This is a genomic window from Methanoculleus sp. 10, from assembly GCF_913757945.1.
Classification (GTDB): Archaea; Halobacteriota; Methanomicrobia; order Methanomicrobiales; family Methanoculleaceae; genus Methanoculleus.
This window is the reverse complement of sequence record NZ_CAJYDP010000002.1, coordinates 132,134-158,301: the sequence shown is the minus strand read 5'-3', so window position 1 is coordinate 158,301 and position 26,168 is coordinate 132,134. Positions and strand designations below refer to the sequence as shown.

At 63.1% G+C, this 26,168-nt stretch carries 23 protein-coding genes, 3 tRNA genes and 1 CRISPR repeat array; of the genes, 9 read left to right on the top strand and 17 right to left on the bottom strand.

What is annotated here, in order from left to right; genetic code table 11:
- Positions 1-135 precede the first annotated feature (135 nt).
- Positions 136-1,173, top strand: coding sequence for an IS630 family transposase (locus QZ408_RS02555; RefSeq protein ID WP_292489493.1), 1,038 nt, complete (start codon positions 136-138; stop codon positions 1,171-1,173).
- Positions 1,174-1,195: 22 nt separating this feature from the next.
- On the opposite strand, the gene QZ408_RS02550 is transcribed toward QZ408_RS02555, so the two are convergent.
- Positions 1,196-1,699, bottom strand: a complete 504-nt coding sequence (locus tag QZ408_RS02550) for a hypothetical protein (RefSeq protein WP_292489491.1) — start codon at positions 1,697-1,699, stop codon at positions 1,196-1,198.
- Positions 1,700-1,723: 24 nt separating this feature from the next.
- On the opposite strand from QZ408_RS02550, the gene QZ408_RS02545 reads away from it, so the two are divergent.
- A tRNA-Ala gene (locus tag QZ408_RS02545) sits at positions 1,724-1,791 on the top strand.
- Positions 1,792-2,317: 526 nt separating this feature from the next.
- Positions 2,318-2,755 (top strand): C-GCAxxG-C-C family protein, encoded by a 438-nt coding sequence (locus tag QZ408_RS02540; RefSeq protein ID WP_292489489.1) that lies wholly within the window; start codon positions 2,318-2,320, stop codon positions 2,753-2,755.
- A gap of 10 nt (positions 2,756-2,765) precedes the next feature.
- On the opposite strand, the gene QZ408_RS02535 is transcribed toward QZ408_RS02540, so the two are convergent.
- Positions 2,766-3,923: a PLP-dependent aminotransferase family protein gene (locus QZ408_RS02535; protein ID WP_292489488.1), complete on the bottom strand. Its 1,158-nt coding sequence runs from the start codon at positions 3,921-3,923 to the stop codon at positions 2,766-2,768.
- An 88-nt stretch (positions 3,924-4,011) separates the two neighbouring features.
- A complete protein-coding gene (locus QZ408_RS02530) occupies positions 4,012-5,121 on the bottom strand; it encodes an acyltransferase (protein ID WP_292489485.1) in 1,110 nt (369 codons plus the stop codon).
- Between the two features lie 71 nt (positions 5,122-5,192).
- Here QZ408_RS02530 and QZ408_RS02525 point away from each other — a divergent pair, with 71 nt between their 5' ends.
- Positions 5,193-5,978, top strand: coding sequence for a YhfC family glutamic-type intramembrane protease (locus QZ408_RS02525; RefSeq protein ID WP_292489482.1), 786 nt, complete (start codon positions 5,193-5,195; stop codon positions 5,976-5,978).
- Here the strand turns inward: QZ408_RS02525 and thiL are convergent.
- Genes thiL through QZ408_RS02510 form a run of 3 tightly spaced genes read right to left on the bottom strand, consistent with a single transcriptional unit; the run spans position 5,975 to position 9,637 of the window.
- Positions 5,975-6,841 carry a thiamine-phosphate kinase gene (thiL, locus tag QZ408_RS02520; protein ID WP_292489480.1) on the bottom strand — a complete coding sequence of 289 codons (867 nt, stop codon included), beginning with the start codon at positions 6,839-6,841 and terminating at the stop codon, positions 5,975-5,977. The two genes, QZ408_RS02525 and thiL, sit on opposite strands and share 4 nt — an antisense overlap.
- Positions 6,834-8,783: a DUF460 domain-containing protein gene (locus QZ408_RS02515; protein ID WP_292489479.1), complete on the bottom strand. Its 1,950-nt coding sequence runs from the start codon at positions 8,781-8,783 to the stop codon at positions 6,834-6,836. The genes thiL and QZ408_RS02515 overlap by 8 nt, the downstream gene beginning before the upstream one ends.
- Positions 8,780-9,637, bottom strand: coding sequence for an RIO1 family regulatory kinase/ATPase (locus tag QZ408_RS02510; RefSeq protein ID WP_292489478.1), 858 nt, complete (start codon positions 9,635-9,637; stop codon positions 8,780-8,782). The genes QZ408_RS02515 and QZ408_RS02510 overlap by 4 nt, the downstream gene beginning before the upstream one ends.
- 49 nt (positions 9,638-9,686) lie before the next feature.
- On the opposite strand from QZ408_RS02510, the gene QZ408_RS02505 reads away from it, so the two are divergent.
- Complete coding sequence (locus QZ408_RS02505; protein WP_292489476.1) at positions 9,687-10,580, top strand: TIGR00269 family protein; 894 nt, start codon at positions 9,687-9,689, stop codon at positions 10,578-10,580.
- A gap of 21 nt (positions 10,581-10,601) precedes the next feature.
- Here QZ408_RS02505 and QZ408_RS02500 read toward each other — a convergent pair whose 3' ends face one another.
- Entirely contained in the window at positions 10,602-11,324 is a 723-nt protein-coding gene (locus QZ408_RS02500; protein WP_292489475.1) for a glucose-6-phosphate isomerase family protein, read from the bottom strand.
- Positions 11,324-12,607 (bottom strand): CARDB domain-containing protein, encoded by a 1,284-nt coding sequence (locus tag QZ408_RS02495; RefSeq protein WP_292489472.1) that lies wholly within the window; start codon positions 12,605-12,607, stop codon positions 11,324-11,326. Before QZ408_RS02495 ends, QZ408_RS02500 begins: the two co-directional genes overlap by 1 nt.
- Before the next feature lie 63 nt (positions 12,608-12,670).
- Here QZ408_RS02495 and QZ408_RS02490 point away from each other — a divergent pair, with 63 nt between their 5' ends.
- Positions 12,671-13,462, top strand: coding sequence for a helix-turn-helix domain-containing protein (locus tag QZ408_RS02490; protein ID WP_292489471.1), 792 nt, complete (start codon positions 12,671-12,673; stop codon positions 13,460-13,462).
- Here the strand turns inward: QZ408_RS02490 and QZ408_RS02485 are convergent.
- A complete protein-coding gene (locus QZ408_RS02485) occupies positions 13,456-14,202 on the bottom strand; it encodes a DUF128 domain-containing protein (RefSeq protein WP_292489469.1) in 747 nt (248 codons plus the stop codon). The two genes, QZ408_RS02490 and QZ408_RS02485, sit on opposite strands and share 7 nt — an antisense overlap.
- A 312-nt stretch (positions 14,203-14,514) precedes the next feature.
- On the opposite strand from QZ408_RS02485, the gene QZ408_RS02480 reads away from it, so the two are divergent.
- Complete coding sequence (locus tag QZ408_RS02480) at positions 14,515-14,976, top strand: helix-turn-helix domain-containing protein (protein ID WP_292489468.1); 462 nt, start codon at positions 14,515-14,517, stop codon at positions 14,974-14,976.
- 767 nt (positions 14,977-15,743) lie between these two features.
- Here the strand turns inward: QZ408_RS02480 and QZ408_RS02475 are convergent.
- Together QZ408_RS02475 and QZ408_RS02470 are read right to left on the bottom strand one after the other, a co-directional pair.
- Positions 15,744-15,815: transfer RNA gene (locus QZ408_RS02475), tRNA-Thr, on the bottom strand.
- A 73-nt stretch (positions 15,816-15,888) separates the two neighbouring features.
- A complete protein-coding gene (locus QZ408_RS02470) occupies positions 15,889-16,185 on the bottom strand; it encodes a DUF3467 domain-containing protein (RefSeq protein ID WP_292489467.1) in 297 nt (98 codons plus the stop codon).
- Between the two features lie 158 nt (positions 16,186-16,343).
- On the opposite strand from QZ408_RS02470, the gene QZ408_RS02465 reads away from it, so the two are divergent.
- Positions 16,344-17,009, top strand: coding sequence for a Dna2/Cas4 domain-containing protein (locus tag QZ408_RS02465; RefSeq protein ID WP_292489465.1), 666 nt, complete (start codon positions 16,344-16,346; stop codon positions 17,007-17,009).
- 140 nt (positions 17,010-17,149) lie between these two features.
- Here the strand turns inward: QZ408_RS02465 and QZ408_RS02460 are convergent, their stop codons facing one another.
- The 5 genes from QZ408_RS02460 to QZ408_RS02440 form a co-directional block, all read right to left on the bottom strand.
- Positions 17,150-18,082: a DNA polymerase subunit beta gene (locus QZ408_RS02460; RefSeq protein WP_292489463.1), complete on the bottom strand. Its 933-nt coding sequence runs from the start codon at positions 18,080-18,082 to the stop codon at positions 17,150-17,152.
- Between the two features lie 3 nt (positions 18,083-18,085).
- The gene (locus tag QZ408_RS02455) at positions 18,086-18,661 is read right to left on the bottom strand and encodes an L-threonylcarbamoyladenylate synthase (protein ID WP_292489461.1); all 576 of its coding nucleotides are present in this window, start codon (positions 18,659-18,661) and stop codon (positions 18,086-18,088) included.
- The gene (locus QZ408_RS02450) at positions 18,661-19,338 is read right to left on the bottom strand and encodes a DUF5612 domain-containing protein (RefSeq protein ID WP_292489459.1); all 678 of its coding nucleotides are present in this window, start codon (positions 19,336-19,338) and stop codon (positions 18,661-18,663) included. The genes QZ408_RS02455 and QZ408_RS02450 overlap by 1 nt, the downstream gene beginning before the upstream one ends.
- A 101-nt stretch (positions 19,339-19,439) precedes the next feature.
- Complete coding sequence (locus QZ408_RS02445; RefSeq protein ID WP_292489456.1) at positions 19,440-20,513, bottom strand: flippase-like domain-containing protein; 1,074 nt, start codon at positions 20,511-20,513, stop codon at positions 19,440-19,442.
- An 879-nt stretch (positions 20,514-21,392) separates the two neighbouring features.
- Positions 21,393-22,607, bottom strand: a complete 1,215-nt coding sequence (locus QZ408_RS02440) for an FprA family A-type flavoprotein (RefSeq protein WP_292489455.1) — start codon at positions 22,605-22,607, stop codon at positions 21,393-21,395.
- 82 nt (positions 22,608-22,689) lie between these two features.
- On the opposite strand from QZ408_RS02440, the gene QZ408_RS02435 reads away from it, so the two are divergent.
- Complete coding sequence (locus QZ408_RS02435) at positions 22,690-23,529, top strand: V4R domain-containing protein (RefSeq protein ID WP_292489453.1); 840 nt, start codon at positions 22,690-22,692, stop codon at positions 23,527-23,529.
- Positions 23,530-24,213: 684 nt separating this feature from the next.
- Positions 24,214-25,642: a CRISPR direct-repeat array (repeat unit 29 nt; unit sequence CGGTTCATCCCCACGTGTGTGGGGAACAC).
- A 430-nt stretch (positions 25,643-26,072) separates the two neighbouring features.
- Here QZ408_RS02435 and QZ408_RS02430 read toward each other — a convergent pair.
- Positions 26,073-26,143: transfer RNA gene (locus QZ408_RS02430), tRNA-Gly, on the bottom strand.
- Positions 26,144-26,168: the final 25 nt, after the last annotated feature.

Sequence of the window (26,168 nt, the reverse complement as noted above, 5' to 3'; positions counted from 1 at the left end):
GCACACGGTGAACGGGAGTCAACACCCCAACAAACTCTCTTTATTTTTCAGGAGGATAACCTTTTGCCTGTCGCACGGTTAGGGGTTTATAGTTCCTGGCGATACCCTCTTGAACCTTGAACCCCCCCTGCCTGCATGACTGGCCGTGAACAGATCGCGATTGTCCGACACGTTTCCATGTCCACTTTGAAGAAACGGATCAAGCATCACCAAGGCTTGCCGGAAGTGGTCCCGCGCCTGGTGTTTATTCAGTTGCGGTATACGGGCATGAGTGTCGTCAAAGCGGCAGAATCTATCGGGGTTTCCGGTCAAACGGGCTACAACTGGCAAGAACGCTGGAATGCTGATGGGTTGGAGGGACTGGTTCCGCGGTATGCCGGTGGTCGCCCCGCCAAACTCACTGTCGACCAGAAAGCCGCACTGCTCGAGCGGTTGCGCGAGAACGATCATTGGACGACCGTCGAGGCGCAGCAGCTGATTCAGTCGCAATTCGGTGTCACCTACAGTCTGGATCAGGTCCGGCGGATCCTGAAGTCATTTGGCATGCATTTTGGCAAACCCTACCCGCGGGATTACCGCAGACCGGGGGATGCAGAGGCACAGTTCAAAAAAAAACTTCCGCGGATGAGCAAGCATACGGTGCTTGGGTTCCTGGATGAGTGCTCTCCCCAAACCACGGCCAATACTCAGCGGATGTGGTCGTTTAGGCGCACCCCATTGGTGAAGAACACCGAGAAGATCCGGGCCAACACCTTTGGCATTTTTGCCGTCAATGGTAACTCCATTGTCACCTTCCGGGAACGCTCCAAACAAGAGGATATCCGGGAGGTGCTCAAGGAATTCAGGCGGGCAAATCCAAACAAACGCCTGGTTATCGTGCTGGACAATTTCAGTTCGCACCACGCGATGCTCGTCAGGGAATACGCTGCTGAAAACGGTATCCGCTTCGCATATCTTCCCCCATACTCTCCCGATCTCAACCCCATTGAGCAGGTATGGCGAACGATCAAACGAGAGGTGGCAGCGACATTCATCGCCGGCCGTGAGCACCTGATGGCCACGATCACAGAGGCGTTTAAGAAGTTAGTGGCGAAGAGAAGTTATTGGGAGAAATGGGTGGTGAAATTCTTGAGTTCAAAGTATGCCTCTAAATTGTTACGGGAGTGGCTATAAATAGGCATCATGGGTGATGAGATCAAGATAAAGCAAGACGCAATTCATGCAGGGATTGGAACAGGAGCATTTGGTATATTGATGGGGCTTGCAGCGTGGAATGTGGGTTTATCAAACTTAACTTAAGGTTGTCTGGAGTGGCCACATATGCGGCCGTAACCTGCTCGGTGGTCACCGGCGGGACTTTCTCGGGGGCCTCTCGTTTTGGCTGTATCAGAAACGCCCTCCATTCCTCGAAAGAATACCCGGCTATGCTCCTGATTTTGGTATACGTCCCGAGATAGTCAAGCATTGTTTTGAGATCTAATACCTGATTCTCGATTAAATTGAGCGGGATCAATGCCTGTGGCTCTGTAATCTCCGGTAATTCAGCTAACTCTATCAGTTTGTTGTAGTAGTTCACTGCTCTAGATCTGGTTATCCCGCGCTCAAAACGGCCGTCCCCGGTTAAATACTGTAGAAACTCCTTCTTTTTGGGTTTTACGTGCTTTTTGATGACTTCCGCAAGAGTAAAACTTTCCTCCACGGTTTGGCCTCCAATTCCAATTTCGGCGTGATCAGGGGTAGATCGTTTCGTTCGCAACGAAAAGGCCGCGGGTTCAAATCCCGCCGAGTCCATTTTCCTGGTTTTCCGTTGAAGTTTTAACATACTTTTCCACTGAGTTTCCTGTATCCATAGGCGACCGAAGGTCGCCCGGGGGTTTCGAAAGGGGCGCAGCCCTTCGGTCCGCAAAAGGAAAGGCCGCGGGTTCAAATCCCGCCGAGTCCATTTTCCTGGTTTTCCGTTGAAGTTTTAACATACTTTTCCACTGAGTTTCCTGTATCCATAGGCGACCGAAGGTCGCCCGGGGGTTTCGAAAGGGGCGCAGCCCCTTCGGTCCGCAAAAGGAAAGGCCGCGGGTTCAAATCCCGCCGAGTCCATTTTCCTGGTTTTCCTCTGAACTTTTGACCTACCTTTCCACTGAGTTTCCTGTGTCCATAGGCGACCGGAGGTCGCCCGGGGGTTTCGAAAGGGGCGCAGCCCCTTCGTTTGAGAGATGGCGCAGCCCCTTCGTTTGAGAGATGGCGCAGCCCCTTCGATCCGGAAAACGGCAAAACCCCTCTGCGGGCAAACGTTGAAGGCTCGCGTTGCAGATTGCCTCGTATGGAGAAGAGATCGGAAGAGGCGGCCGCACGCTTCATGGCGGGCTACAACTGCGCACAGGCGGTCAGTTCGGTCTTCGCCCGCGACGCCGGGGTGCCCGAGGAGGTCGTCCTCCGGGCGGCCACCGGGTTCGGCGGCGGGATGGGGCATACCGGGGGCGCCTGCGGTGCGGTTTCGGGCGCGGTCCTCGTGATCGGGCTTATCTTCGGGAGCACCGGCCCGGATGAGAAAGAGGCGAAGGACCGGACCTATGCCCTCACGCAGGAGTTCATTGCCCGGTTTGTCGGGAGAAACGGCGCCGTCTCCTGCACCGGGCTCCTCGGCTGCGACCTCTCCACCGACGAGGGGCTCGCCCGGGCCCGCGAGCAGGGCCTCGCCCGGACCCTCTGTCCCCGGTACGTCCGGGACGCGGCGGAGATCCTGGAAGAGATGCTCTGAGCCGGGCGGCTCACCTGACGAACGTGCTGATCGCTGTCCCGAGACGCCGGATCCCCTCGACGATCCCTTCTTCGCTCGCATTCGAGAAGTTCAGGCGCATCGCTGTATCCCCGCCCCCATCGACGTAGAATGCCCTGCCCGGCACGAACGCGACGTTCTCCTGGAGGGCGATCTCCAGGAGCCGCATGGTCGAGCACCCCTCCGGGAGGGTGACCCAGAGGAACATCCCGCCGTCCGGCCGGGTGTAGCGGACGCCCTCCGGGAACTCCTCCTCGATTGCGGCGATCATCAGGTCGCGGTGCGCCCGGTACACCCGGGTGATCCGCTCGATATGGGCGTCGATATCGTTCGTTTCGAGGTAACGGGCGATGATCCGCTGGGCAAGGGTGTTCGAGTGCAGATCGGAGGCCTGTTTCGCCACGGTAATCTGCTCCAGGATCTCGCCGGGCGCGGCGACCCAGCCGATCCGCAGGCCGGGCGTGACGATCTTTGAGAACGAACCGGTTATGATCGTCGCATCGTCGAGGTACCGCCTGATGGGAGGAAGGCGCCTCCCGTCGAACCTGAGTTCCCCGTAGGCGTCGTCTTCGACGAAGATCGTCCCGGTACCGGCGAGCGCGGCGGCGACGGCACGCCGCTTCTCCTCTGAGTAGGTGATCCCGGACGGGTTCTGCGCGTTCGGGACACCGTAGAAGAGCCTGGCCGGCGCCTCCTCCTGCATCGCTTTCAGGTATCCGATGTCCGGGCCGTCGTCGAGCAGCGGCACGGGACGGAACGCGGGTTCATAGAGAGAGAACGCCTGGATCGCCCCGAGGTAGCCCGGCCGTTCGATGAGGATCGGATCGCCCGGATTCAGGAAGATCTTTCCGATGAGATCGAGGCACTGCTGGGAGCCGTTCGTGATCAGGATCTCATCGGGGTTGACTGAGAGCCCGAGGCGCTGCCGGTAGCGTTCGGCGATGAACTCTCGCAGCGGCAGGTAGCCCTCGGTCGTGCTGTACTGCAGGGCTGCTCTCCCCGCATCCGCCATGACATCCTGCGCAGCCGTCGCCAGTGCCTCTACAGCGAAGAGCGAGGGGTTCGGGAGCCCCCCTGCGAACGAGATGACTTCGGACCGTTCGGTCGTCTTGAGGATCTCGCGGATGAAGGATCGGGGTGTCTTTTCCATGCGGGAGGCAAAATGATACGCCATACTCCTATATCCTCTGTATCGATACTCTCTACGCTCCTATCCGGGATAATAGATGCCGCCGGCGTCACCGGCGGGCGGCGTCCCTCCTTGTGCCGCCAGCGGGAAGGAGGGCCTCCGCACGCACCCGGTACGCCCGGACGATCTCCGCTGGCGATATCCTCTTTGCTGCCAGCGCCCGCCGTTCGACGACGTGCCAGGAGAGGAACGCCAGCGGAAGCGTCACCAGGAACGAGAGGCCGCAGAGCGCCGGGAGGAGGAGCGCGTTCCCCGTGACCTGGATCAATACCTGCTGGACCGGGTAGTGGTAGATGTAGATGCCGTAGGAGAAGTCCCCCGATCTGCCGAAGTTGTTCAGGTACGGGACCGGGAGGTGCGCGGCGTAGAGGACGAGGTAGGGGATGCAGACCAGCCCGGCGACGGCCGGGTAGGGTGTCAGGGTCGAGAACCCGAGCAGCAGGAGCAGCGCCCCGGCGACGACCGGCCGGTAGGGGATGCGCTCCCGGTGAAGGTAGAGAGAGGCCCCGATGAAGAAGTAGAGGGTGAACCGGATCTTCGCCATCCGGGGGTCGTCGAACCAGACCATCCAGAGGAGGACGTTTATGCCTGCGAGGGTAAGGATGGCGCCCCACCGTCGCAGGAGCCCGGCAATCCCGAGAAGCGCGACGACGCCGTAGAGGGCGACCTCGACGGGTATCGTCCAGAGCGAGCCGTTGACGTAGGTCCACGGGTTCTCCTGGAAGAGGCCTATCGCGGACCCGTTCTCAAAAAACGGTATGGTGGCGAGCCCTGCCGGGGAGAAGAGGGCACCGAAGTACTCTGCCGGGGGGAGGGACGTCATCAACGGGCCGATGACGAAGAGCGTAACGAAGATCGCGAGGACGAATGCCGGGACGACACGGAGAAACCGTTTCCAGGCGAAGCGGAGCGGCGATGCGGTCGACTCCCAGCTTGCCGCGATCAGGTAGCCGCTGGTGACGAGGAGGACGGCAAGCCCCGTCTGCCCCATGAGCACAAACGGATCCTGCAGTCCTATCCCGACGTAACCGAGCCTGAGCGCGTAGGCGTGCGTGACGACGATCGCCGCCGCCGCAACGAACCGCAGGAAGTCGAAGTTGTTCGAGAACCGGTCTCGCCCCCCAAAAGCGCCCCTGCCCTCCGGGTGCTCTGTATTCATGACGATCGGGACATCCTGCTTACCTGTGGTCCGGCAACGATTAAGTAGTTGGTCATACTCACTCTCCTCGTATGGCCCTCTCGGTCGTCGTCACGTTCGCCGTCGTCGTCCTGCTCGAGATCGTCGTCCCGCTCGCGCTCGGCTACTGGATTGTCAGGAGGTTCGGCGCCCCGTGGCGGGTTTTTCTCCTCGGCGCCCTCTTCTTCATCGCCGTGCAGGTCGTCCACACCCCGCTCGTCCTCGTAACACAGGCCCCACTCTACCTCGCTCTCCTGCCGTCCGGGACAACAACAGCCCTTGCCGGCCTCGCCGTCTACCTCGGCCTCATGGCCGGGCTCTTCGAGGAGGTGGGCCGCTACATCGTCTACCGCTATTACTTCCGGCGGCGGGGCATCCCTCTCACCCGCGAGAACGGCCTCCAGTTCGGGGCCGGGTGGGGCGGCGTCGAGAGCATATTCGTCGCGTTCCTCGTCCTCTCGGGCATGGTCTCCTACATCGTCCTCACCGGTGACGCGGGGGTGATCCCCCTGCCCGACGACCCCGCAGTCCAGGCACAGGTCGAGGCCCTCCGGGCTCTCACGCCGCTCGATATCCTGCCCGGTCTCGCCGAGCGGATGATGACGATCACCCTGCATATCGCCTGGTCGCTGATGGTCCTCGCGGCCGTCGTCTATAATAGAAAGGCGCTCCTCGCCCTCGCCGTCCTCTGGCACGCCGCCGTCGATGCCGCCGCGGTCTACCTCGCCCAGACGCAGGGGATTCTCGTAACCGAGGCGGTGATATTCGTCTTTGCGGTGTTCGGCCTTGCGTATATCTTCATGGAGTGGCGGCGGATGGGGGCAAAGGCCGCCTCTTAACCACTCCACGCGTGCAGGTATCCCCGGCGTTCGAGCGGTTTTCCATCCGCGAGCACCACCCGCTCCGCAATGACCTCGCCGATGACATACGCCTTGACCCCCGGGACCGGGAGGATGCCGGGCGGGGCGCAGAAGAGGAGTTCAAAGTCTCCCCCGCCGTAGAGCGCGAGTTCCCGGGCCTCCCTCTCCGGGACGCCGGCCGGGAGCGGGAGACGGGAGGTGTCGACGGCAAACCCGCAGTCGTTCACCGCCAACAGGTCATAGAGCGAGAGGGCGAGGCCGTCGGAGATATCCATCATCGCCGAGACCCCGGCACGGCCGAGGCTCTCGCCCTCGGCCACCCGTGGCTGCGGTTCGAGGAGTTCCCTCATGTGCCGCTCGTAGCCGGCGAGAGCAGCCTGTGCCTCCCCGAGCGGCCCGGTGACCGCAATGACGTCCCCCGGCCGTGCTCCCCGCCGCCTGACCAGGTGCTCCGGGGTGACGGTCCCAAGCCCCGTGCTTACGAGCGTCAGTTCCCGGTGGGCGTCGAGATCTCCGCCCACGAGTTCAGCGCCGAACACAGTGCAGCAGTCACGTGCGCCCACCATGATCCCCGGGAGGCGTTCCGGCCGGTCGAGGCCGACCGCGAGGAGCACCTGCCCCGGCGCCGCGCCCATGCTCGCGACGTCCGAGAGCGTGACCGCCACCGCCATCCAGCCGACCTGCCAGTCGGTCATCCCGGCCGGAAAGTCGGTGGTCTCGTGGAGCATATCGGTGCTCGCGACCATCAGGAGATCCCCGCAGGGGATGACGGCGCAGTCGTCTCGAAGGCGCTCCGGGTCGATGATCGTCCCGATCAGCCGGTGCAGGCTCCGCTCATCCACCGCGGCGCACCTCCTTCTCCCGCTCGCTCCGGTACTCCTTGAAGAGGTACTCGACCCGCTCGGCCTCCTGCTCCCGCCGGTACTCCTTCTGCTCCTCCTCCCACTCCCCGAGCGCCTCCTCGACAGCCCCGGTCTTTGCCGCACCGGTCCTGCCCCGGATATCCGGTCCGACGGCGCCGGCCGGGAGCAGGGGGAGACCGGCTTCCCGGGCGACCCGGACAAGGTGCGGGTCGGGAGGCTCCCCGCCGACGACCAGCGCCCGCACCCCCGTCCCCGCAAGGTCCTTCACCACGCCCCGCCCCCAGCCGTGAGCCCGGGGAACGTAGAGTATATCACCCGCGGAGATGCCGACCCCCTCCTGGAGGGCCCGGACTCCATCCCGGGTGAGGGAGTCGAGCACCTTGAGCGGGGTGTAGTCCTCGGAGACTTCGATCTTTGCGACGGCCTGCATCCGTTCAAGGCGTTTCTTCAGCCGCCGAGACCGCCGCCGCTCGCCGCGGAGCTGCTCGCGCAGGCCCTCGATGGTCGCGTCTTTCGTCGCGAGTTCCGCATCCCGCCGGACTTTCCGCTCGGTCGCGGAGCGTGCCCGCCGCAGGTCCTGCCGCAGCCGCTCCACCTCCCGGTCGCGTTCCCGGAGGTCTTCCTGCAGTTCCTGGACATAACTCCTGAGCCGCTTCACCATACCGTCGAGCGCCATCACCCGCTCGTCCTCGACCGGCCGCTCCGGGACCGCTGCCGCCGGTTCGGCCTCCTTCGGGGCTGCCGGGGCTCCCTGCAGGTCCGCGAGGACCGCATCGAGCGACTGACCCCGGAGCACCCGCGCCCGCACCTCGTCGAGGTCGACTCCCGGCCGCACCCGTTTTGCGATATTCCGGAACTTGTTCTGGAGGCTCCGGTAGGCGTCCAGTGCCGCCGAGAGGGCGTCGCGCTCGTGGTCGTTCGTGTACGAGAACCGGGCGGTCAGGTCGTACTTCGCCTCCACCGGGAGCGACTGCTTCGGGGTGTAGGGGATGGCGTTGAACGCCCGGCGTATCTTCTCGACCGAGTAGGGCATCTGCTGGACATCCGAGGCGATGATGAGCGGTTTTCCGGCGCCGTAGAGTTCCTCGACGATGTCGGACATCGTCATCTGGCGGGAGCTTGTGAGGAGGACCAGGTTGCCGTCGAGGTCAACGGCGGCGATGCCGGTCGTCGTCCCCGGGTCGAGCCCGACGATCAGGTAGCGAGGGCGGCTGGAAAGAGGTTCGAACCGAATCCGGTCGAGTTCTCTCCCGGCCACCCGGACCTGGACGTCGGCGCCCCGGGAGGAGTGAACCGGCACTCTGTCCCGGGGTGCGACGACCCGGAAAAGAACCCGTGAGAACCCGCCGAAGGCCTTCGTCTCCTTCTTCTCGTAGTCAAGGCCGGCGCCCCTGAGCCGGGCCTCGATCTCCCGGCCCTTCTGCATCACGCCACCGTGGATCTTCCTCGCATACCGGTTCTGGCTCCACCCGCCCCGCCCGGGCGACCGGTGCCTGCTCACCACGATGTCGGTGGTGTTCTCAAACGCGATCACCTCGACACCCGCCCCGAGGGAGGCCACCTGGGCGGTGGTCCGGGCCTCGGCGTAGGGATCGAACTTGTTGAAACTGATGTTGTAGCGGGCGGCTACCTTCCCGAGGCTCTCCTTCTTCTCGCCGCCGGTCACCTGGACGAGTTTCGTCGAGGGCGGGAGCGCCTGCAGGAAGGCGTGGAGTTCGTGCTGGTCGGCGGCGATCTCCTGGAGGCTGTCCACCGCGAGGATGTCGGGCTCTTCGCTCGCGAGGATGCGCTGGAGCCGGAAACCGGTGACCTCCTCGACGCCCGCGACTTCGCCGTCCTCCACCCGGGCGAGGGCGTAGACGGGCCGCCGGGTGCGGGAACGGACCGAGCCTTTGATGATGTCGATCCCGAAGACCCTCACTCCACCACCCGTGCCAGTGCTTCGTCGAAGGCGTATTCGAGGCCGTATTTCCGTTTGAAGTACTGGAGGATGTTCTCGATGTCCCGTGCCAGGATCTCGCCGGCGTTCGGGTGGGCGGTCTCCACCCACTGCGGCCAGTCGATCAGCCAGCACTGCCTCTCGTCGACCATGACATTGAACTCGCTCAAGTCGCCGTGGATGATGCCGAGACGGTAGGCCTCGTGGACGTTATCGAGGATCTCGTCTAAGATGATCTCCGGCTCCGCAAGGGCCGCCCGCGAGAGATTGACCCCGGGAACGAACGACATCGCAACGACGTGCCGGTTCTGGTCGATGGGGAGCGGCACCGAGACTGCGGGGTGGAGAGTCTTTAAAGCGTCGTACTCCATCTTTGCCGAGTTGCTCGAGGCGAACAGCCAGGGGCAGTGCCCGGCCTCCGGCATGTAGCCGCGCTTCAGGCGGGCGGACTGGAACGACCGCTGCCCGACCCGATGAAACTTCAGCACCACGACCCCGAGCCCCATCGCTTCGTAGACTTCCGACTCTTTCCCGACGCCGATAAGGCTGCCGAGCGCCTGGATGGTCCCGCGGCGGGTGAGCGTGTGGAGGGCCAGGGTGTCGTAGCCGTCAAAGACGAGAGCGTAGCCCTCGTAGGGGACCTTCTCGTACCTGACCATGCCCATGGCCATCAGCCTGCCCAGCCGGTAGGCGAGCTCGGACTCGGAGAACCCTGTGGCCGGCCTGAGCACCTCGAGCGGCACCCACTGGTAGCGGCGCATGAGGCGTTCGAGGGCGAGCAGGATCCGGAGTTCGTAGGCGTGCAGGGATCGCACGTATTCTGCAGGAACAGGCATCTTCTACACCATTTATGTGCCACGGTGATAAAAGAATGATCGAGAGAGCATGCAGTGCAGCAAGTGCCGCCGCGACGCGGTCATCTACCAGCGATACTCGGGGCTGCACCTCTGTGAGCAGCACTTCAACCGCGATTTCGAGGCGAAGGCGAAGCGGGCGATCCGGGAGCACCGCTGGATCGAATCCGGCGATGTAGTGGCGGTGGCGCTCTCGGGGGGCAAGGACTCGAGTGCCGTCCTCTACTTCCTCCACCGGCTCCTCCATGAGCGCCGTGACGTCCGGCTGATGGCGATAACGGTGGACGAGGGGATCTCGGGCTACCGCGACCCGAACCAGGCGCGGACGATCGCCGACCGTATCGGCGCCCCCTGGGTGACAGCCTCGTTCCGCGAGGAGTACGGGATCACGCTCGATGAGATCGTAGGCCAGAAGGGGACCCGGCTCTCCTGCTCTTATTGCGGCGTGCTCCGGCGGGCGCTGATGAACCGGGTCGCCCGCGAGGAAGGCGTCACGAAGTTCGCCTACGGGTTCAACCTGGACGACGAGGCCCAGTCGGTGCTGATGAACGTCCTCCGGGGTGACCCCTACCGGCTCACCCGCCCGGTGCGGGAGGTGGCAGGGCTGGTCCCCCGGATCAAGCCGTTTATGTACATACCGGAACGTGAGGTGGCGCTCTACGCCTTCCTCCATGTCGAGGGGTTCGACCTTGCGGGATGCCCCTACGCGGTCGGCGCCCTCCGGGGAGATGTCCGGGGGCTCCTCGACGACTACACCTACCACCACCCGGCGACGAAGTACTCGGTCGTCAACCTCGGCGAGGCCCTCCGGAACCCGGCAAAGCCGCAGGAAGAGAGGATACGGGTCTGCGAACGGTGCGGGGAGCCGTGCGGGAAGACCTGCCGGGCCTGCCAGGTCCTTGATGAGGTGCGGAAGGGAGCCTGAAGGTCCGGGTCCCCCGCCCCTCTATTCCATCAGCAGGCACCCGCCGGTCACGCCGGCGAAGATCTCCATGAACTGTTCGGGGTGGTTGAGGAAGGCGACCGACCGGGGGCGGCCGATCAGGTCGTAGAGCCCGACACCTTTCTCGATGCCGAGGTCGGGGACCTCCACCGGGTTGCAGTAGCGCACCGGCGGCGCGTCGGGGTAGCACGGGTTCTTCACCAGCGCCCCCCCTTCCATCTCATAGTAAGCGGCGCCCCGCTTCTCTGCATAGGGACCGTAGTTGCTTGAAAATTCCGCCGAGACAAGGTTTGCCATCATGAGGTCGGCCTTTACGGGATTGATGGTCACGTGGCCGTATCCCGGCGGGATCAGGATCTTATCCCCGGCGGTGCCCTCGATCATCACCACGTCGCCGGCGTCTTCGGTCTGGAGGAGGTAGTGCCCCGTCCCCGAAAGCACCTCGTAGATCTCCGGGTAAGGCACCCCGGCGGGATTTACGGTGTGGTAGTGCCCTTTTGTCTTGACGTACTCCCCGCAGAGAGTCCCGGGGGGAATGACGGTGATATCGTAGCGGACGTGCTGCTGCCGGAGCCACGCCCGGTCGCTCTCGCTCCGGGCGAGATCCCGGTACATAAAATAGAGGGGCCGACCGAAGGTGCAGCCAGGATCTGCAAGAACCTCCCGCATCTCGTCGATCGTCCTTGCCTGCGGTTCCGGTTTAGGCCCGTCCCAGTACCCGTTCATCACTTTTTCTTACGGTACACGAATATATAATACCCTGCTCCGATGACGACGGCCGCAATCGCGGCAAGGAAGACCGGGTTGGTGAAGAGGGCGCCCTGTTTCTTCTCGAGCGCGACCCGCACCTTCATGGTATCCGATATCTTGCTGTTGTCGAGGTCGTCGCGGTAACGGATCTCAGAGTCGATCCCGTACTCCTTCAAGGTCGCGTCGGCATCGATGCTCACCTCGAACCGTGCCGTCGCGGTCTCGCCGGGAGCAAGGTCGCCAAGGTAGGCGGTGTCGTCGCTGCTGGTGAAGGGGTCGACGGCGCTGATCCGGGCCTGGGCGTTGTAGACCTTTGCCGCTCCCGTGTTCCTGTACGCAACTTCAAGGATGCTCTTGCCGCCGGGGTGGAGCGTCACCGTCGGCGAGGCGACCTCAAAGGCGATCTTGCCGCCGACAGGAAGACCGATCGTCACCGGCCGGGAGGCCGTCGACTTCTCCTCGTAGTCCTCGTAGGCGACCACGACATCCAGCGGGTACGACTGCGGCTCGGCGCTGTCGGCGACCGCGACCTTGAACTTCACGTCTACCGTCTCTCCGGGCTCAAACGTCCCGATATAGGCGTTGCCGTCGGTGGGGATGAGCGGGCTCGCCCCGTTCCTGACAACCTTGGCGACCGCCTTGTTTGCCGTGTCGTGCCCGATGTTCTTTAAGGTCATGGAGACGTAGCCTTCCGTGCCGACGTTCAGCGACTCGGACCGCACATCCAGGACCTCGACGCGGAGGCCGGGCGTGACCCGGACGGTCAGGGGCAGGGTTTCGGTCTTCTTCTGGTAATTGTACCGGAGAGTGTCAGGCCCGTACTCTTCTGCCTCCTGCAGGTGGGTGTAGGTCACCTCAAGCGGGAGGACGTAGGTGCCCGGCGCCGCCGAGTCTGCCACCTTCACGTTGAACGTGGCGGTCCGGGATGCGCCGCCCATGATGTCGCTCAGGAACTGGGGGTCCGTCTTGATGGTGAACGGTGTATCGTTGCTCTTGAGCGCTACGGTAGTCAGTTTCGCGGTGTTCGGCTGGTCGTCGGGGGCGACGATCGTTGAGCCGACGATCTTGTGGGTATTCAGGCCGCTATTCGCTATGATAATGGTCAGGCCGGTCTCGGCACCCGGTGCGAACTCATTGGTGCCGGCGATCGTTGCCGAGAGTTCAGGATTTCCATAGAGGTACTTGGCCCCTGCCGCCGACCCTGGCACAGCCAGGAGTGCCAGCAGGAGCATCAATACCGGTACGTGCTGCCAACGCATCTCTTCACCTTGTTGTTTTTTTAACAACAACATTTATTGCCGGGCAGTATATATATGTAATGGATGAAGGCTCCCCGGGATATTTCAAACGACCTCCTCGAATCTCTCAGATCGCTGGGACTTACAAAATATGAGGCTCTTGTATACATCGGACTCCTCAGGATGACGGGTGCGACGGCGACGGAGGTCCATGAGACTTCCGAGGTGCCGCGCGCATCCGTCTACCCGGTTCTCGACCGGCTCGTCCAGAAAGAACTGGTCAGCGTCTCTCACACCACGCCCAAACGGTTCGACGCGATCCCCCCGGGCCAGGGTATCGAGAACCTCATGCGCCGGATCGAGAATGATGCGGAGAGTGCCCGGACGGCCCTTGACAGGCTCTACCGGGAGAAGAGGCCGGAAGCGCGGGGCAGCCAGGAACTGATCTGGACCATCTACGGGGAGGAAAACATCAGGGCCCGTCTTGCCGGGATGTTCCTGAGCGCGGAGCGGAGGGTGGAGATGCTTGTAGCCCAAAATCTCCTTCGGGAGCACGTGCTTGCATTGCTCGAACCCGTCCCCGACTCAGTGCGGGTCGATATCGTCACCGACACCTGGAAGGGCGAGCAGCCTTCCCGGTTCAGGGTCCGCACTCATCCGCTCGGCGCGTATCCTGAGACGCACGCGCCGCCGGGAAAAGGTCTGCGGCACGAGAGTTCCGGCGTCTTCCTGGTGGACGACGCCCGGGCGCTGGTCTGGATGGGGTCGAGCGGCGAGCAGCCTTCGGCGCTCTACTCGGAGTCTGCCGGGCTCGTCCAATTCGTCAGGCGCTACCTCAACAGCGTCACGGAGTGGGTGGCAGCAGCCGGTCAGTAGTCCTCGAGGTAGCCCATCTCCCGGATATCGATCAGTCCTTTGAGCGCCCGGGTCACGACGGGCTTTCCGGCCTCCCTGACGGCGGCCATCGCGTTCGTGCCCCCGACCATCGCCAGCCCCACGTACTGCGGGCTGACCGGAACCCCGAGCAGGGGGACGTTCGGGGCGCCGACGTCCAGGATGCCGGAGAACCCGATAGCCGCGAGTTCGTCGAGCACCGTACCCACGAGCGGTTCTGCCTCCATGTGGCACTCCCGGATGTTTGCAAGGATGTTGCCGTTTCCGTGGTGCATGACGTCGAGGATCGACGTGGCCTCCTGGGAGATCAGGACCTCGAGGGGGTCGAGCGTGGTGTCACGGTAGAGGATCATGCTCGTGAACCGCCGGGGAACTCGCGCCTCGATCTCGACGACCCCGCCCCCGATCGGGTTCAGCGGGATGCCGCGCCGGAGGAGAAGGGCATCGAGGGTGATACTGCACATCGTGCAGACGGCGTGCCGGCCGTCCGGCACGGTGTAATCGCCGACCTCTTCCCCGGGGCCGGCGACCCGGATCCTGTCGCTGATGGTGATGCCCGTCCGGTGGGCCTCTTTCATGACGGAGAGCGCAAACTCGAGGTCGCGGCTCTCGATGAGCGAGAGGTTGTAGATGATTGTCCCGGCGTTCTCCTCCGGGCGGTAGGTCACCCTGAGCGCGTACTCCTCGATACGGTGGTTGGTGAACTTCAGGGGGACATGCATTATCAGATCTCTTGTGTGATAAGGGAAAAGGGTTGCTTTTGGGGTGACCCTGGTGCAACATCTCTCACCGATTGCAGGTCACATCCTGCACCTCTGCCCCTTGCCTCCGTCCGACGATTTTTGTAAGCCCCGACCGCAAAAAAGCAACCTGCTGGTCGTTCTCGGCGCCACACCCGGTGAGCGTGTTGGACCACTCCAGCGCTATCAAGATGGATTGGAACAGGATGTCGGGCCTGCGTTTCCGCCTGCGCGGCGTCACAAATATACGGTTTGCAACACTAAATTTTTATTTCATCTGTAAGGGATGCATCTATGCCGAGTTGGGAACCGATCGCGATCAAACAACACGTCCCTCTTCCTGTATTGGAACAATGGATCAAGCACCACGACGGATCGGCTGAAGTACTCCGCCGCCTGCTCTTTATCCGCCTGCGATATAAAGGTGCGAGTGTTGCCTCGGCGGCAGAGAGCATGAGCGTTACCACTCAAACAGGATACAACTGGCAGGAGCGGTGGAATGCCGAAGGTCGCGCCGGCCTCAACCCGAAGTATGCTGGAGGACACCCCTCGAAACTCTCATCCGGGCAGAAAGAGGAGTTGCGTGAGTGCCTGCACGAACAGGATCACTGGACTATCAGTGAGGCACAGCAGCGGGTTCAATCCCGGTTTGGTGTATCTTACAGCCGAGATCAGATCCGGCGTATCCTCAAATCGTTCGGTATGCATCCGGCAGAACCTCACGTAGGTGAGCATCGTCAACCGCCTGATCGCTGAAAGAAGGTCGAAAAAACTCTCCCGGGTTGGTAGACACATCGCGACCCGGTTCTTTGAGGAGTGTGCGCCTCAATGAATGGCCGTTACGTAGCGGCAGTGATCGTTTGAGGGGCTGCCCGGGGTCAGGAACACCAGCAGACTCCAGGCCAACACCTCTGGCATCTTCGCGGTCAATGGCAGCTTCCGCGCCCCCTCCCGGGAGCACGCAAGGGTAGAAGATGCCCGTGATCTCATGGATACGTTCGGGCAGAAATCCGGTAAACAGCCTGTAGCCGTATTGGACAACTCTTGCTTTTATTGGGATATCCTGCCCCGACGCATGTGCTGAACTGTTGGGACCTGCTTTCAGCAGAATCGCGGGAGTCGGCTCGAGCAACCCCGTTGTCGGAGAACAGAATGCATTGTAAGCCCCCCGGGCAGATACAGCCTCGTCCCCGGCGTCTGCTCCAGTAAAGAAACAGCACGACCTCGGGAACAGCGGTGTTGCCGGCCTTCACCCTATTCTCGCGGCGGCGGAGTCGGCGAGGAGCACCTCGGCAACACAGAAGACCAGGCCGAGGGCCCCCCGATGAAATGTAGCCTGCCGAAAAGTGTATCACAAATGCAATGCCAGGGAGAGAGGGGGATTGCCAATGTGCCGATGCCGTCTGCCATGGTCCTGTATCAGAAATGTGCGAGGAGGCATTATCCGGTTTTTGGCTAACATTGTGGCCAGTAAAGGTCCTGAAAACAGTGTTCGACCAGGAAACGTGGCTGCTCAAAAATTAAGCCGCTGGAGGGATTCGAACCCCCGGCCTGCTGATTACGAATCAGCCGCTATACCACTAAGCCACAGCGGCAACTGCCTTATAATATTACACGTCCGGAATTAAAAAGGTATCACCTGCCGGGGTCCCGCCGGCCCGGCCCCGTTCAGGAGTAACCCCGGATGGTGACGTTGCTCTCCTGGTGCGGGGCTGCCTCCGGGGCTGAAATCTTGCCGAACTTCTGCTCGTAGTCGGCGACGCTCTTCGCGAGCACCTCGACCAGGTTCTTTGCGTGCCGGGGGCTGATCGAGACGATCGCCTTCGCCCGCGCCTGGTTCGTGCCGGGGATCTCGTGCAGGAAGAGGAACGTGAACTCGTCCTCCTTGTAGGCGATCTGGATGCGGTTCGAGTAGACCGGATCGAGGTCGCCGGGGATGTTGACCGATATCTCGCGGTTAGCCATACTATCCTTCTGTGACCCGCTCCGGCATAAGGGTTGGTCCCGGCTGCATCCCCCGCCCGACCCGGGGAGGGCCGTCACGGCAGCCGCGACCCCGCGCCGGTGCAGAGGATATCCCCATATAAAGAGGGAAGACGTATTTCTCCCTCAACCGATTGCGTATGGACGAGTACATCCCGGTCTCCGGCGTCGTCGCCTGCCACATCTGTCCCCGGCGCTACTACTTCGAGCGATCGGAGGAGCGCGAGGAGTCGCCCCGCTACACCGTCTGCAAGCAGGTCTCGGCGCACCTCGGCGAACTCCTCGAACCGGAAGAGATCTGGCGGGAGATCCTCTGCGTCCTCCCCGACGCACCGGCGGAGACCCGGGAACTCCTCGATGGGTGCATCAGCGCCTGCCGGGAGACCGCCTGGCAGAGACCGGTCCAGACCGATCTCGCCGTCGAGTCCGACCTGCTCGGCATCCGCGGAAGGGTGGACAAAGTCTTTGAAGACGGCACGTTCGCCATCGCCCGGTCGAGCACCGCACCCCGCGCGGGCGTCTACGGCACCGACCGGCTCCGGGTCGCCTGCTACGTTGCCTGCCTCAAGGAGACCCTCGGGCGCGCCGTCGCGGGTGGTTATGTCGAGTACGTCGCCGACGGCGCCTGCCGGTTCGTCGAACCCCAGCCCCGGGACCGGCGGGAGATGCTCCGGGCGATCCGGGCGGCAAAACGGGTTGTCGCGGGCGAGATCCCGCCGCGGCCCCTCCGGGCCCCCTGCGACGGCTGCCCCCACCTCGAACGGTGCACCGCCGGGCCGCGCCGGCTCTCGGATCTCTTCAGGTAGGTCCGGGTTTTGCAGGGCGGCAGGATAGACCCGGAATCAACCGGGGATGGGAAGGTCTCACGCAGAAGGGCGAAAAGCCTTGACGGGGCGGCAACGCCCGTCCCTCGAACTTCGCGCTCTTCTCCGTGAATTGATGACCGTCAATACCCCGCGCTCTCAAGCAGCGTCTTTGATATGATATACTCCCTCTTCGCCTCGCGGGTCGTCCCGACGATCAGCCACCGCTCGTCGCCGTGCTGCTCCACGACGCCCTGGGCCTCGATGACCTCGCCTGCAAGCGCCTGCCCTGAATAGGTGTGGGTGAAGGAGAGCACCCGGGATATCTCGGCGTGGTCAACCGCGTAGACTGCCGGGCTGTCGAAGGAGAGGGAGGCATCGGTGACCGTCGCCTCGATCGTCGCCCGGCCGAGCACCTCGCCCGCACCCGGGGGGACCGCGTCCAGGTTCCCGTAGTCCCGTGTGTAGAGGAGATCGAAGTAGGTCCCCTCAAACTCTCCCCGGTTCCATTTCCGCTGCTCGTGCAGGACGAAGGCTTCGAACGGTATCTCCGGCACCCGCTTTTCATAGACCTTCCGCCACATTCCGGCGCTCATCACCGGGATCACTCCGATTCCCACAAGGTGCCGGAGCTGGCGCTGGGCCGAGAACCAGGCGTCGCCGTAGACCACCATATCGATGTCCGAGGCGGCGTTCTCCAGGCCGCAGAGGAGCGAACCCGTGCACCCGAACGAGCCCGGCGGGAGGTTGAAGTGGGAGAGGAGCCTTCTCACCCGGACGTTTCTCGCCGTCACCCTCCCGATCTCCTCCTCAGGCTTGTATACCCGGGCCACGTCGCCGTGGGGCACCCGGTGGACCATATCCAGGTATTCGGGCTTATGTTCCCGTATCCAGGCGAATGACTCGACGAAGTCATATTTCCGGTACCGGCGCCCGGAGCGGCTCGTCCGTTCCCCGTCCGGCTCCGGGACGTAACGGAGGATGCACCCAATCCGATCGTTGTTATCGTAGTTTGAGACCGCATAGATGCAACCGTCGCGGTCCTCGATGAAGTCACGGAGTCGTACTGGTTTCATGGATCACCGCATGGTCTTCAGGAACGCTTCCACCGCTTCCCATTCCGCACCCTTCCGCAGAATACGCCGGGTGGTCAGGTCCACCACCGTGCTCGGCGTCCCGGGGAGTTCTCCGCCGTCGACCAGATAGTCGTTCGGGACGGAGACGTCCCCGGGCCGGGTCGGCGGGATATCGTCCGAGACGTTCGCGCTGGTGGCGGTGATGGGAGAGTCGAACCGCGCGATGATAGCGATGGCGACCTCGTGATCGGGCCACCGGATGCCGATAAGCCCCGTGCCGCCGGTGAGAACCTCCGGGAGGCAGGACTTCGCCGGGAGGACAACCGTCACCGGGCCGGGCAGGAACCGCCTGATGAAGGCCCGGGCGGCATCGTCCACCACCGCAACGGCGGTGAGCATCTCCATATCCGAGACCGCGATCGATATCGGTTTTCCGGGCGGGCGGTTCTTGGCCTCGTAAACCCTCATCACCGCATCCTCGGAGAGGGCGTCCGCCCCGAGACCGTAGACTGTCTCCGTGGGATAGACGACAAGCCCGTCCCGCGAGAGCACCCTGACTGCCCTATCGATGGAATCCATCAGAATTCACGACCACGCACGCGGTTGATGTCGAAGACCGCCTTGCCGCTGACGTGCATCACGGCAAAGACACCGGCCTGGATGGGGTCGGTCACGACCAGGTCGGCATGTTGCGGGACGCTCCCCGCCATCTTGAGGGCGATCACCGGGATACCCGCCTGCCGGACCCGATCCACGGCCCGCGAGACCTCGCCGCCCATCAGCGACCCGGCGAGCACCAGAATGGACGCCCGGGGGAGCCTGGCCACCGCGTCCACGGCGAGCGCGAGGGTCTGCTCGCCGACGAGGGGAATCGTGTCCACCGATATCCGCTCGCCGCGGATGTTATGGCGGTCCGCCTCGTTCACGGCCCCCATCGCCACCTGCGCCACCTGCGCACCACCACCGATGATGATCACCCGCGACCCGAATATCCGGGAGAACGGCGGATACATGGTGACGTCGACGACGGACGGAACCCGGGCAAGGTCGGCGACGAGCTCCCCGTGGTTCCCACACTCCTCAAACTCGAAGTAGAGGTAGGCCTTCCCGGTGTTCGGGCCGGTGGTGATGATCGACTGCTGGATCATCTGGATGTTGGCCCGGTAATCTGCCATCACCGTGGCCACATCGCGCAGCACGCCGGCCCTGTTCTCGGTGATGATGCTCAGGGCATACATATCGATATCGGTCGTCATGATCCTCCCCGGCCGGAGATCCCGATGCTCTCCGATTGTTTCAGGAACAGGGCAATTTTCGTCATACTTGCGTTAATTGATAAATTTTGGTCTCATAAGGGTTATAGGTTTTCGGTGTGCCGGGGGCCGGCGCCGTCTCCGTCCCCCTTCTCCCGTGCGGCAAGAGCGGCCGCGAGGAGGCCGAAGGGGATGTTGAGGTAGTAGAGGATCAGCCGCCAGAGGACAACAAAGAGGCCAAGGAGGTAGGTGGGCACGATCCGGCGATACAGCGTGGCGGCGCCGATCTCCGCGATTCCGGCCGATCCGGGGATGAGCGGAAGTGCTGCGGCCATCTGGAGGACCCCCTGAAAGAGGAACGACTCCGGCAGGGACGGCGGCAGCCCGAGAGCGATGAGCAGGGCCGATGCCGTGGAGTAGGAGAGAGTCCATTCGAGGACGGTGAGGGCGAGCGCGCCGGCGGCGGCCCGCCGGCCTGCCCTCATGAACCGCGAGAAACCTGCGGAAAAGGCCTCGACCTCGTGGTCGAGTCTATTCATCAGGGATCCCGCACCCTCCGCACCAGGGCAGAACCGGAGCCAGCGCCGGCTCCTGCCGCACCGGTCCAGCACCCGGCGGATGATGCCGCCCATCACCTGTTTCATGAAGGACGGCCGGCGGACGAGGAGAAGGAGCGCGAGTATAAGAACGAGGACGAAGATGAGGAACGCCGCCACGGGGTAGAGGACGACGGCGGCAAGGTAACCCCAGAGGTGCCGGAGGGCAAGAAGGGCTGCAAGGGTGATGATGATGAGGACGACGAGATCCAGCACCCGCTCCACGACGACGACAGCGCCGGCATCCCCGACGGCGAGCCCGGAGCGCGTGAGCCGGTGGATCCGGACAGGCTCGCCGCCCACCTGGCCGGGGGTGATGGAGCCCGCGAAGAGCGAGAGGAACTGGGTGATCGTGAGGCTCCAGAATGGCACGGTATAGCCAAGACCGCGGCAGAGGAGCCCGACCCGCGCCACCCGGCAGAGGATCGCCGCGACCCGGAACCCGAGGGCGGAGAGGAGGGCAGCGGTCCCGACCTCCCCGAGGTAGGTCCGCGTCTCCGGGGTGAAGGTTACCACAAGGAGCCATGTGAGAGCCGCGCTGCTCGCGAGGAGCGAGAGCGCGATCCAGTACCGGCTCTTCATGTTCGTTCTTCTCCCCGCCGACCGCTCTCCCGGCGCAGTGACACGGCAGGTAGATGCCGCTCATCACGATTACATCTTCCCCCGGAACGGATCACACCTCCCGTGCCGGGAGGTCAAGCGGCTCTCCCATGACCGGCAACAACACCACCGCCGGAAGGGCCGCCCGATCAGGCCTGCGGCAGCCACCAGGGGTGCGCCATAGGGCCGCGCTCACCCGGGACGGCACCGGCGGGCCCGAACCAGCGTCGCTTGAGGACGGCGACCCCGCCTTCCGGGCAACCACCCTCCCCGGGTCCCTGCTCCCCTACGCCGTCTTCACCGCGCTCATCATGGCCGGGTCTGCGGCGTTCCCCGGTCAATACCTACCATTTCGCCGCCGCCGGCACGGTCCCGGAAGCAGAGAACCCGCGCTTCTACACCGTCGCGGCCCTCACGATCGGGCGGGCATACGACCGGTTCGGCCCCGTCACCCACTTCTCCGTGCCGCCCCTTGCCATCGGCATCCCCTTCTCCGGATTATGCCCTTGCTCTTGCCGCCGCGGTGCTCCGGGGCGCGGCTATGGGTGTACAGGAGGCGATCCTCCGCGCCGCCGTCGCTGCTCATACCCGGATCAGCAGGCGCAAAAGAGCCTGCGTGGTATTTCAACGTGGCCCATGAGCGCCGTCATCGGGTGGGCCTGCACGCTCGTCGTCGGGTCCCTGGTGGTGAGCAGGTCGGGGCCGCTTGCAGCATTCGCCTGGATGAGGCGCGGGATTGGCGCACCGGCAGGCTAAAAAAAGTATCGGGACGATCTGTCTGGCATATTGTGGGATATCCGGCGGCCGGATCTGCCGGGTGTTGCCGGAGACTGCGATAGAGGGAGAGGGAGAGCCCCGGCGTCACCGGGCGCGGATCTTCTGCGCCACCTCTCGTCCGAGTTCGTAGGCCCGTGCAAGCTCGCCGCTGTCAGGGCGGTAGTTCACGTGGAACCCGCCGTCGATGACCTCGATCCCGGCCGCCTTCAGGGCCTCCTCGGCCTGGGCAACTGCACCGCCCATGCCGCCGTGCGACCCGAACGCGCACCCGATCTTCTTTGCCCCGAGGCGGCCCGGTCTCAACCCGCGGAGGTAACTGAGGAACCCGGCCACCGTGGGGAGGACCTCGTCCTGGAGCGTCGGCGACCCGATGAGGACGGCCTTCGAGTCGAGGACTTCCGTGACGACGTCGCTCCGGTGCGTCCCCTCGTAGCGGCCGTCGCGAAGGAGGCAGACCCGGACATCGGCGCCTTCGGCCATGACGCCCTCGGCAATCGCCTGCGCCATCATCGTGGTCGAGCCGTGCATGGTGTCGTAGACGATCGTGACCTTATCCTTTGCGACGCCCCGGCTCCAGTCGGTGTAGGCCTTGAGGATGTCCCCGGCGTACGACCGCCAGATGATGCCGTGGCTCGGCGCGATCATCTTGATCTCGATCCCGAGTTTCCCGACCTCGTCGAGTTTTTTCAGGACTTTGGGCGCGAGCGGTACGATCAGGTTCGCGAAGAACTTCTGCGCGTGAGCGAGCGCCTCATCCTTCCCGAGCTGGTCGTCGAAGCGGGCGGCGCTTGCGACGTGCTGCCCGAAGGCGTCGTTCGGGAAGAGGATGGCATCTTCGCCGAGGTAGGTGAACATCGAATCGGGCCAGTGGAGCATCGGGGCCTCGAGGAAGGTGAGCGTCTTTCCGCCGAGGTCGAGGGTATCGCCGGTCTTAACGACCCTGATGTTCCAGCCGCCGGTGTCGTAGTGGCGGGCAAGCCCGGTCTTTGCCCGCTCCGTGCAGTAGATCGGGATGCCCGGCATCTTCCGGACGAGCGCAGGCAGGCAGCCGGAGTGGTCCATCTCGATGTGGTTTACGACGATATAGTCGATCTCGCCGGGGTCGCAGACGGACGCCACGCGGCCGAGGACCTGTCCCTCGAACCCGGCGTAAGCGCCGTCGATGAGCGCGGTCTTCTCACCCCGGACGAGGTAGGCGTTGTAAGTCGTTCCCGGGAGCGTGTAGCCGTGGTACTCCCTCAGGTTCCAGTCGATTGCCCCGACCCAATGGACGCCGGGGGCGAGTTTTGTGCCCTTCATGTTCATCACGGAATATGTTCGTATACAAACGAACATTCTACTCTATACGAACGTTCATATATCATCCTTTCGATCATCTTTCATGGAGCAGAGGATGGCCGCCAGGGGGGAAGCCGGCCGGCCCGGGCCGAACGGGAATATCGACCTGTACTCGACGCCGGATGGGGCGCGGGCGGTCGGGAACCCGGTGCGGCGCGTGATCCTCGCTGCGCTCCGCGAGCGCGAGTGTACGTTTGAGGAGATCGTCGCCCTTGCAGGGCGGGCGAAGTCGACGGTCTCGGTGCACCTCCAGGATCTCGCGGTTGCGGGCGTGATCGGGTCCCGGGCCGACCCGGCGGATGCGCGGCGGAAGATCTTCTTCCTCACCGGCGACCTCGTGGGAACGGTATCGACAGAGGACCGGATAGCCGATGCGCTCTCCGCCTACGCGGGGGCGTACCAGGCCGGGTCAGGCAACCCCTTCGCGTTCTATAACCTGATCTTCCGGACGGTCCGGGTCGCGCTCATGCAGGAGGGGATCCTCATCGACCCGCTCCTCACCCGGGCCGGCAAGTGGATAGGGGAGGAACTCTACCCGGCGGTGGCCGACCCGGAGACCGGGCGGTTCTGCGCGAATATCGCCCTGTTCTGGGAGGAGCACCGCCTCGGCAGGATCGAGGTCGCCGGGACGGAGCCGCTCGCGCTCCTCGTCTACGACTGTTTCGAGTGCGCCGACCTGCCCGTAACCGGCCGGCCTGCGTGCGCGTTTGACTCCGGCATCCTCCGGGAGCTCTTCTCCCGTCACTACGGGCGGCCGACGGCGGCCATCGAGACCCGGTGCTACTCGATGGGGTTTGACCACTGCCGGTTTGAGGTGGTGCCGGAGGATGACGGCGGGGAGAGGGGCGAGCGAAGGCCGGACCCGGGCCAGGAAACGATATAAGGCGCGTTCTCTGTCAACCCGTGTTGCCTCAGAAGTGAGGTTGTATTCCAGGTCAACGTGACCATAGTTGCGGTTCAGCCGGGGAGGGAAACCCGGGGTACCATGGCGTTGTGAGAGAGAACGGCTCCATAAAAACCTGAAAACAAAAAAGATGCGAACCCATGCGATAGCCGGGAGGTTCATCCCCACATACGTGGGAACACGCCATGTATCACGCCCCTCCCTGTGAGGCGCGGGTTCATCCCCACATACGGGGGAACACTTGGGATGCGTCCGTAAAAGTGGCGGGTCATCGCGGTTCATCCCCACATGTGGGGAACACCCGGTGGTGGCCCGGGCGAATGCCGTGGCGCTCGGTTCATCCCCGTGTGTGGGGAGACGCCGGAGAAGGTGCAGAACGATGCCGCCGGTTCATCCCCACGTGTGGGGAACACCTCGCAGAAGACACTGGCTTCTGGATCGATCACGGTTCATCCCCACGTGTGGGGAACACCCCGCAGGGACCGCACAGGGTCGGACTTACCGGTTCATCCCCACGTGTGGGAACACACTGCAAAGGCATTAGAAGAACTGAAAAACCGGTTCATCCCCACGTGTGGGGAACACTGCAGGATCTGGTAGATTATGCTGTCAGGGTCCGGTTCATCCCCAACACTGCCGGGTCCAGTGCTGCCCACGGTAGGGGTCGGTTCATCCCCACGTGTGGGGAACACGGCGTATACCTCGTAGTCTCTCTCGGATGGTGCGGTTCATCCCGTGTGTGGGGAACACGATACCGGGCGACGGTGTTGGGCGATCGCAAGCGGTTCATCCCCACGTGTGTGGGGAACACGAGATCGGGCACCGAGTCGCCGGGCGTCAGACCGGTTCATCCCCACGTGTGTGGGGAACACGTAGCCGCCGTCACCGTCAGGGTACGGGTAATCGGTTCATCCCCACGTGTGTGGGGAACACATCAAGCGGGCAGAGGCATTCCGCCAGGACCTCGGTTCATCCCCACGTGTGTGGGGAACACACCGGGATGAGGTGGTCGCGACCCTACAGGACCGGTTCATCCCCACGTGTGTGGGGAACACGATGTGTGCGGTTGTAATACATCGTGCAACGCCGGTTCATCCCCACGTGTGTGGGGAACACGAAAGTAATTAGTGTGTTAAAGAATTGTGATGCGGTTCATCCCCACGTGTGTGGGGAACACTCCAGCACGGCATTGAGGAGCAGCCCGCTGTCCGGTTCATCCCCACGTGTGTGGGGAACACAAGAACTTGCAGTAACTCTCCCAGGTGTGCCCCGGTTCATCCCCACGTGTGTGGGGAACACAAATAGTTTCCTAGTCCCGACACCCCGTGAGCCGGTTCATCCCCACGTGTGTGGGGAACACAGCAGCACAGAATAGATTGCGAGTGCCGGGCCTGGTTCATCCCCACGTGTGTGGGGAACACCATTCATTCCGGCCCGTTTACCTGCCGAATTTCGGTTCATCCCCACGTGTGTGGGGAACACCGGATCGCGGCCTTGTACCCGTCCGCCTGAGTCGGTTCATCCCCACGTGTGTGGGGAACACTACCCATATACCGTTATAGCATCAGCGATATGCGGTTCATCCCCACGTGTGTGGGGAACACGCCATCAGTTTCGCTGACGCGCCGATGGCGGTCGGTTCATCCCCACGTGTGTGGGGAACACCGAACAATGGCGACTCGAAGTATGATCAGATGCGGTTCATCCCCACGTGTGTGGGGAACACTGGTCATCGAGGCGGGAGATGATGTGGTCGACCGGTTCATCCCCACGTGTGTGGGGAACACGCTGTGACTGGCGTTGGAAGTTTGCGCTGCTCCGGTTCATCCCCACGTGTGTGGGGAACACCACCAGGCGGGTAGCGAGATGGCCTCCTGGGCCGGTTCATCCCCACGTGTGTGGGGAACACACTCCCCCCGGTCACGGCGCTTATACCTCGATCGGTTCATCCCCACGTGTGTGGGGAACACTATAGTGCAGGGGATTCGATGCCCCTCGGCCCCGGTTCATCCCCACGTGTGTGGGGAACACGATCGAGATTAGGAACCGATCCTCTGGATCGTCGGTTCATCCCCACGTGTGTGGGGAACACTCTTCTCCTTATCGTCAGTAGCAGGAATCTTCCTTCCCAGTGCCTCGGAACAACCTGATCGCGGCGCAACGCATCAGTCAGGGTATTGTCGTCCATTCCTGCTCATCCCTGTATTCGGAGAGTGAAGGGATTAACCTTACGAAAAAACAGGTGGTAAGCCCACCGTGTCAAGGGTGAAGTCATCAAGTCAGGGTGCAGCACGCCGTGTCAAGAATGAGATGCCGGCCCCGGCAAGACCTCCTCCACAAAGCCCATCCCCGAATATAAGCCACGTTCTATGCCAACCTGTGTTATCTCAGGGCTCGAGGTTGTATCCCAGGTCAACGCGACCATGGTTGCGGTTCGGCCGGATACGAAAACCCGGGGTATCATGGCGTTGTGAGAGAGAACGGCCCCGTAAAAGCCTGAAAACAAAAGAGATGCGAACCCATGCGATAGCCGGGGATCGAACCCGGGCTAGAGGCTTGGGAAGCCCCTGTCCTACCGCTAGACTACTATCGCTCCGGTACCATTACATGTTGCCCCG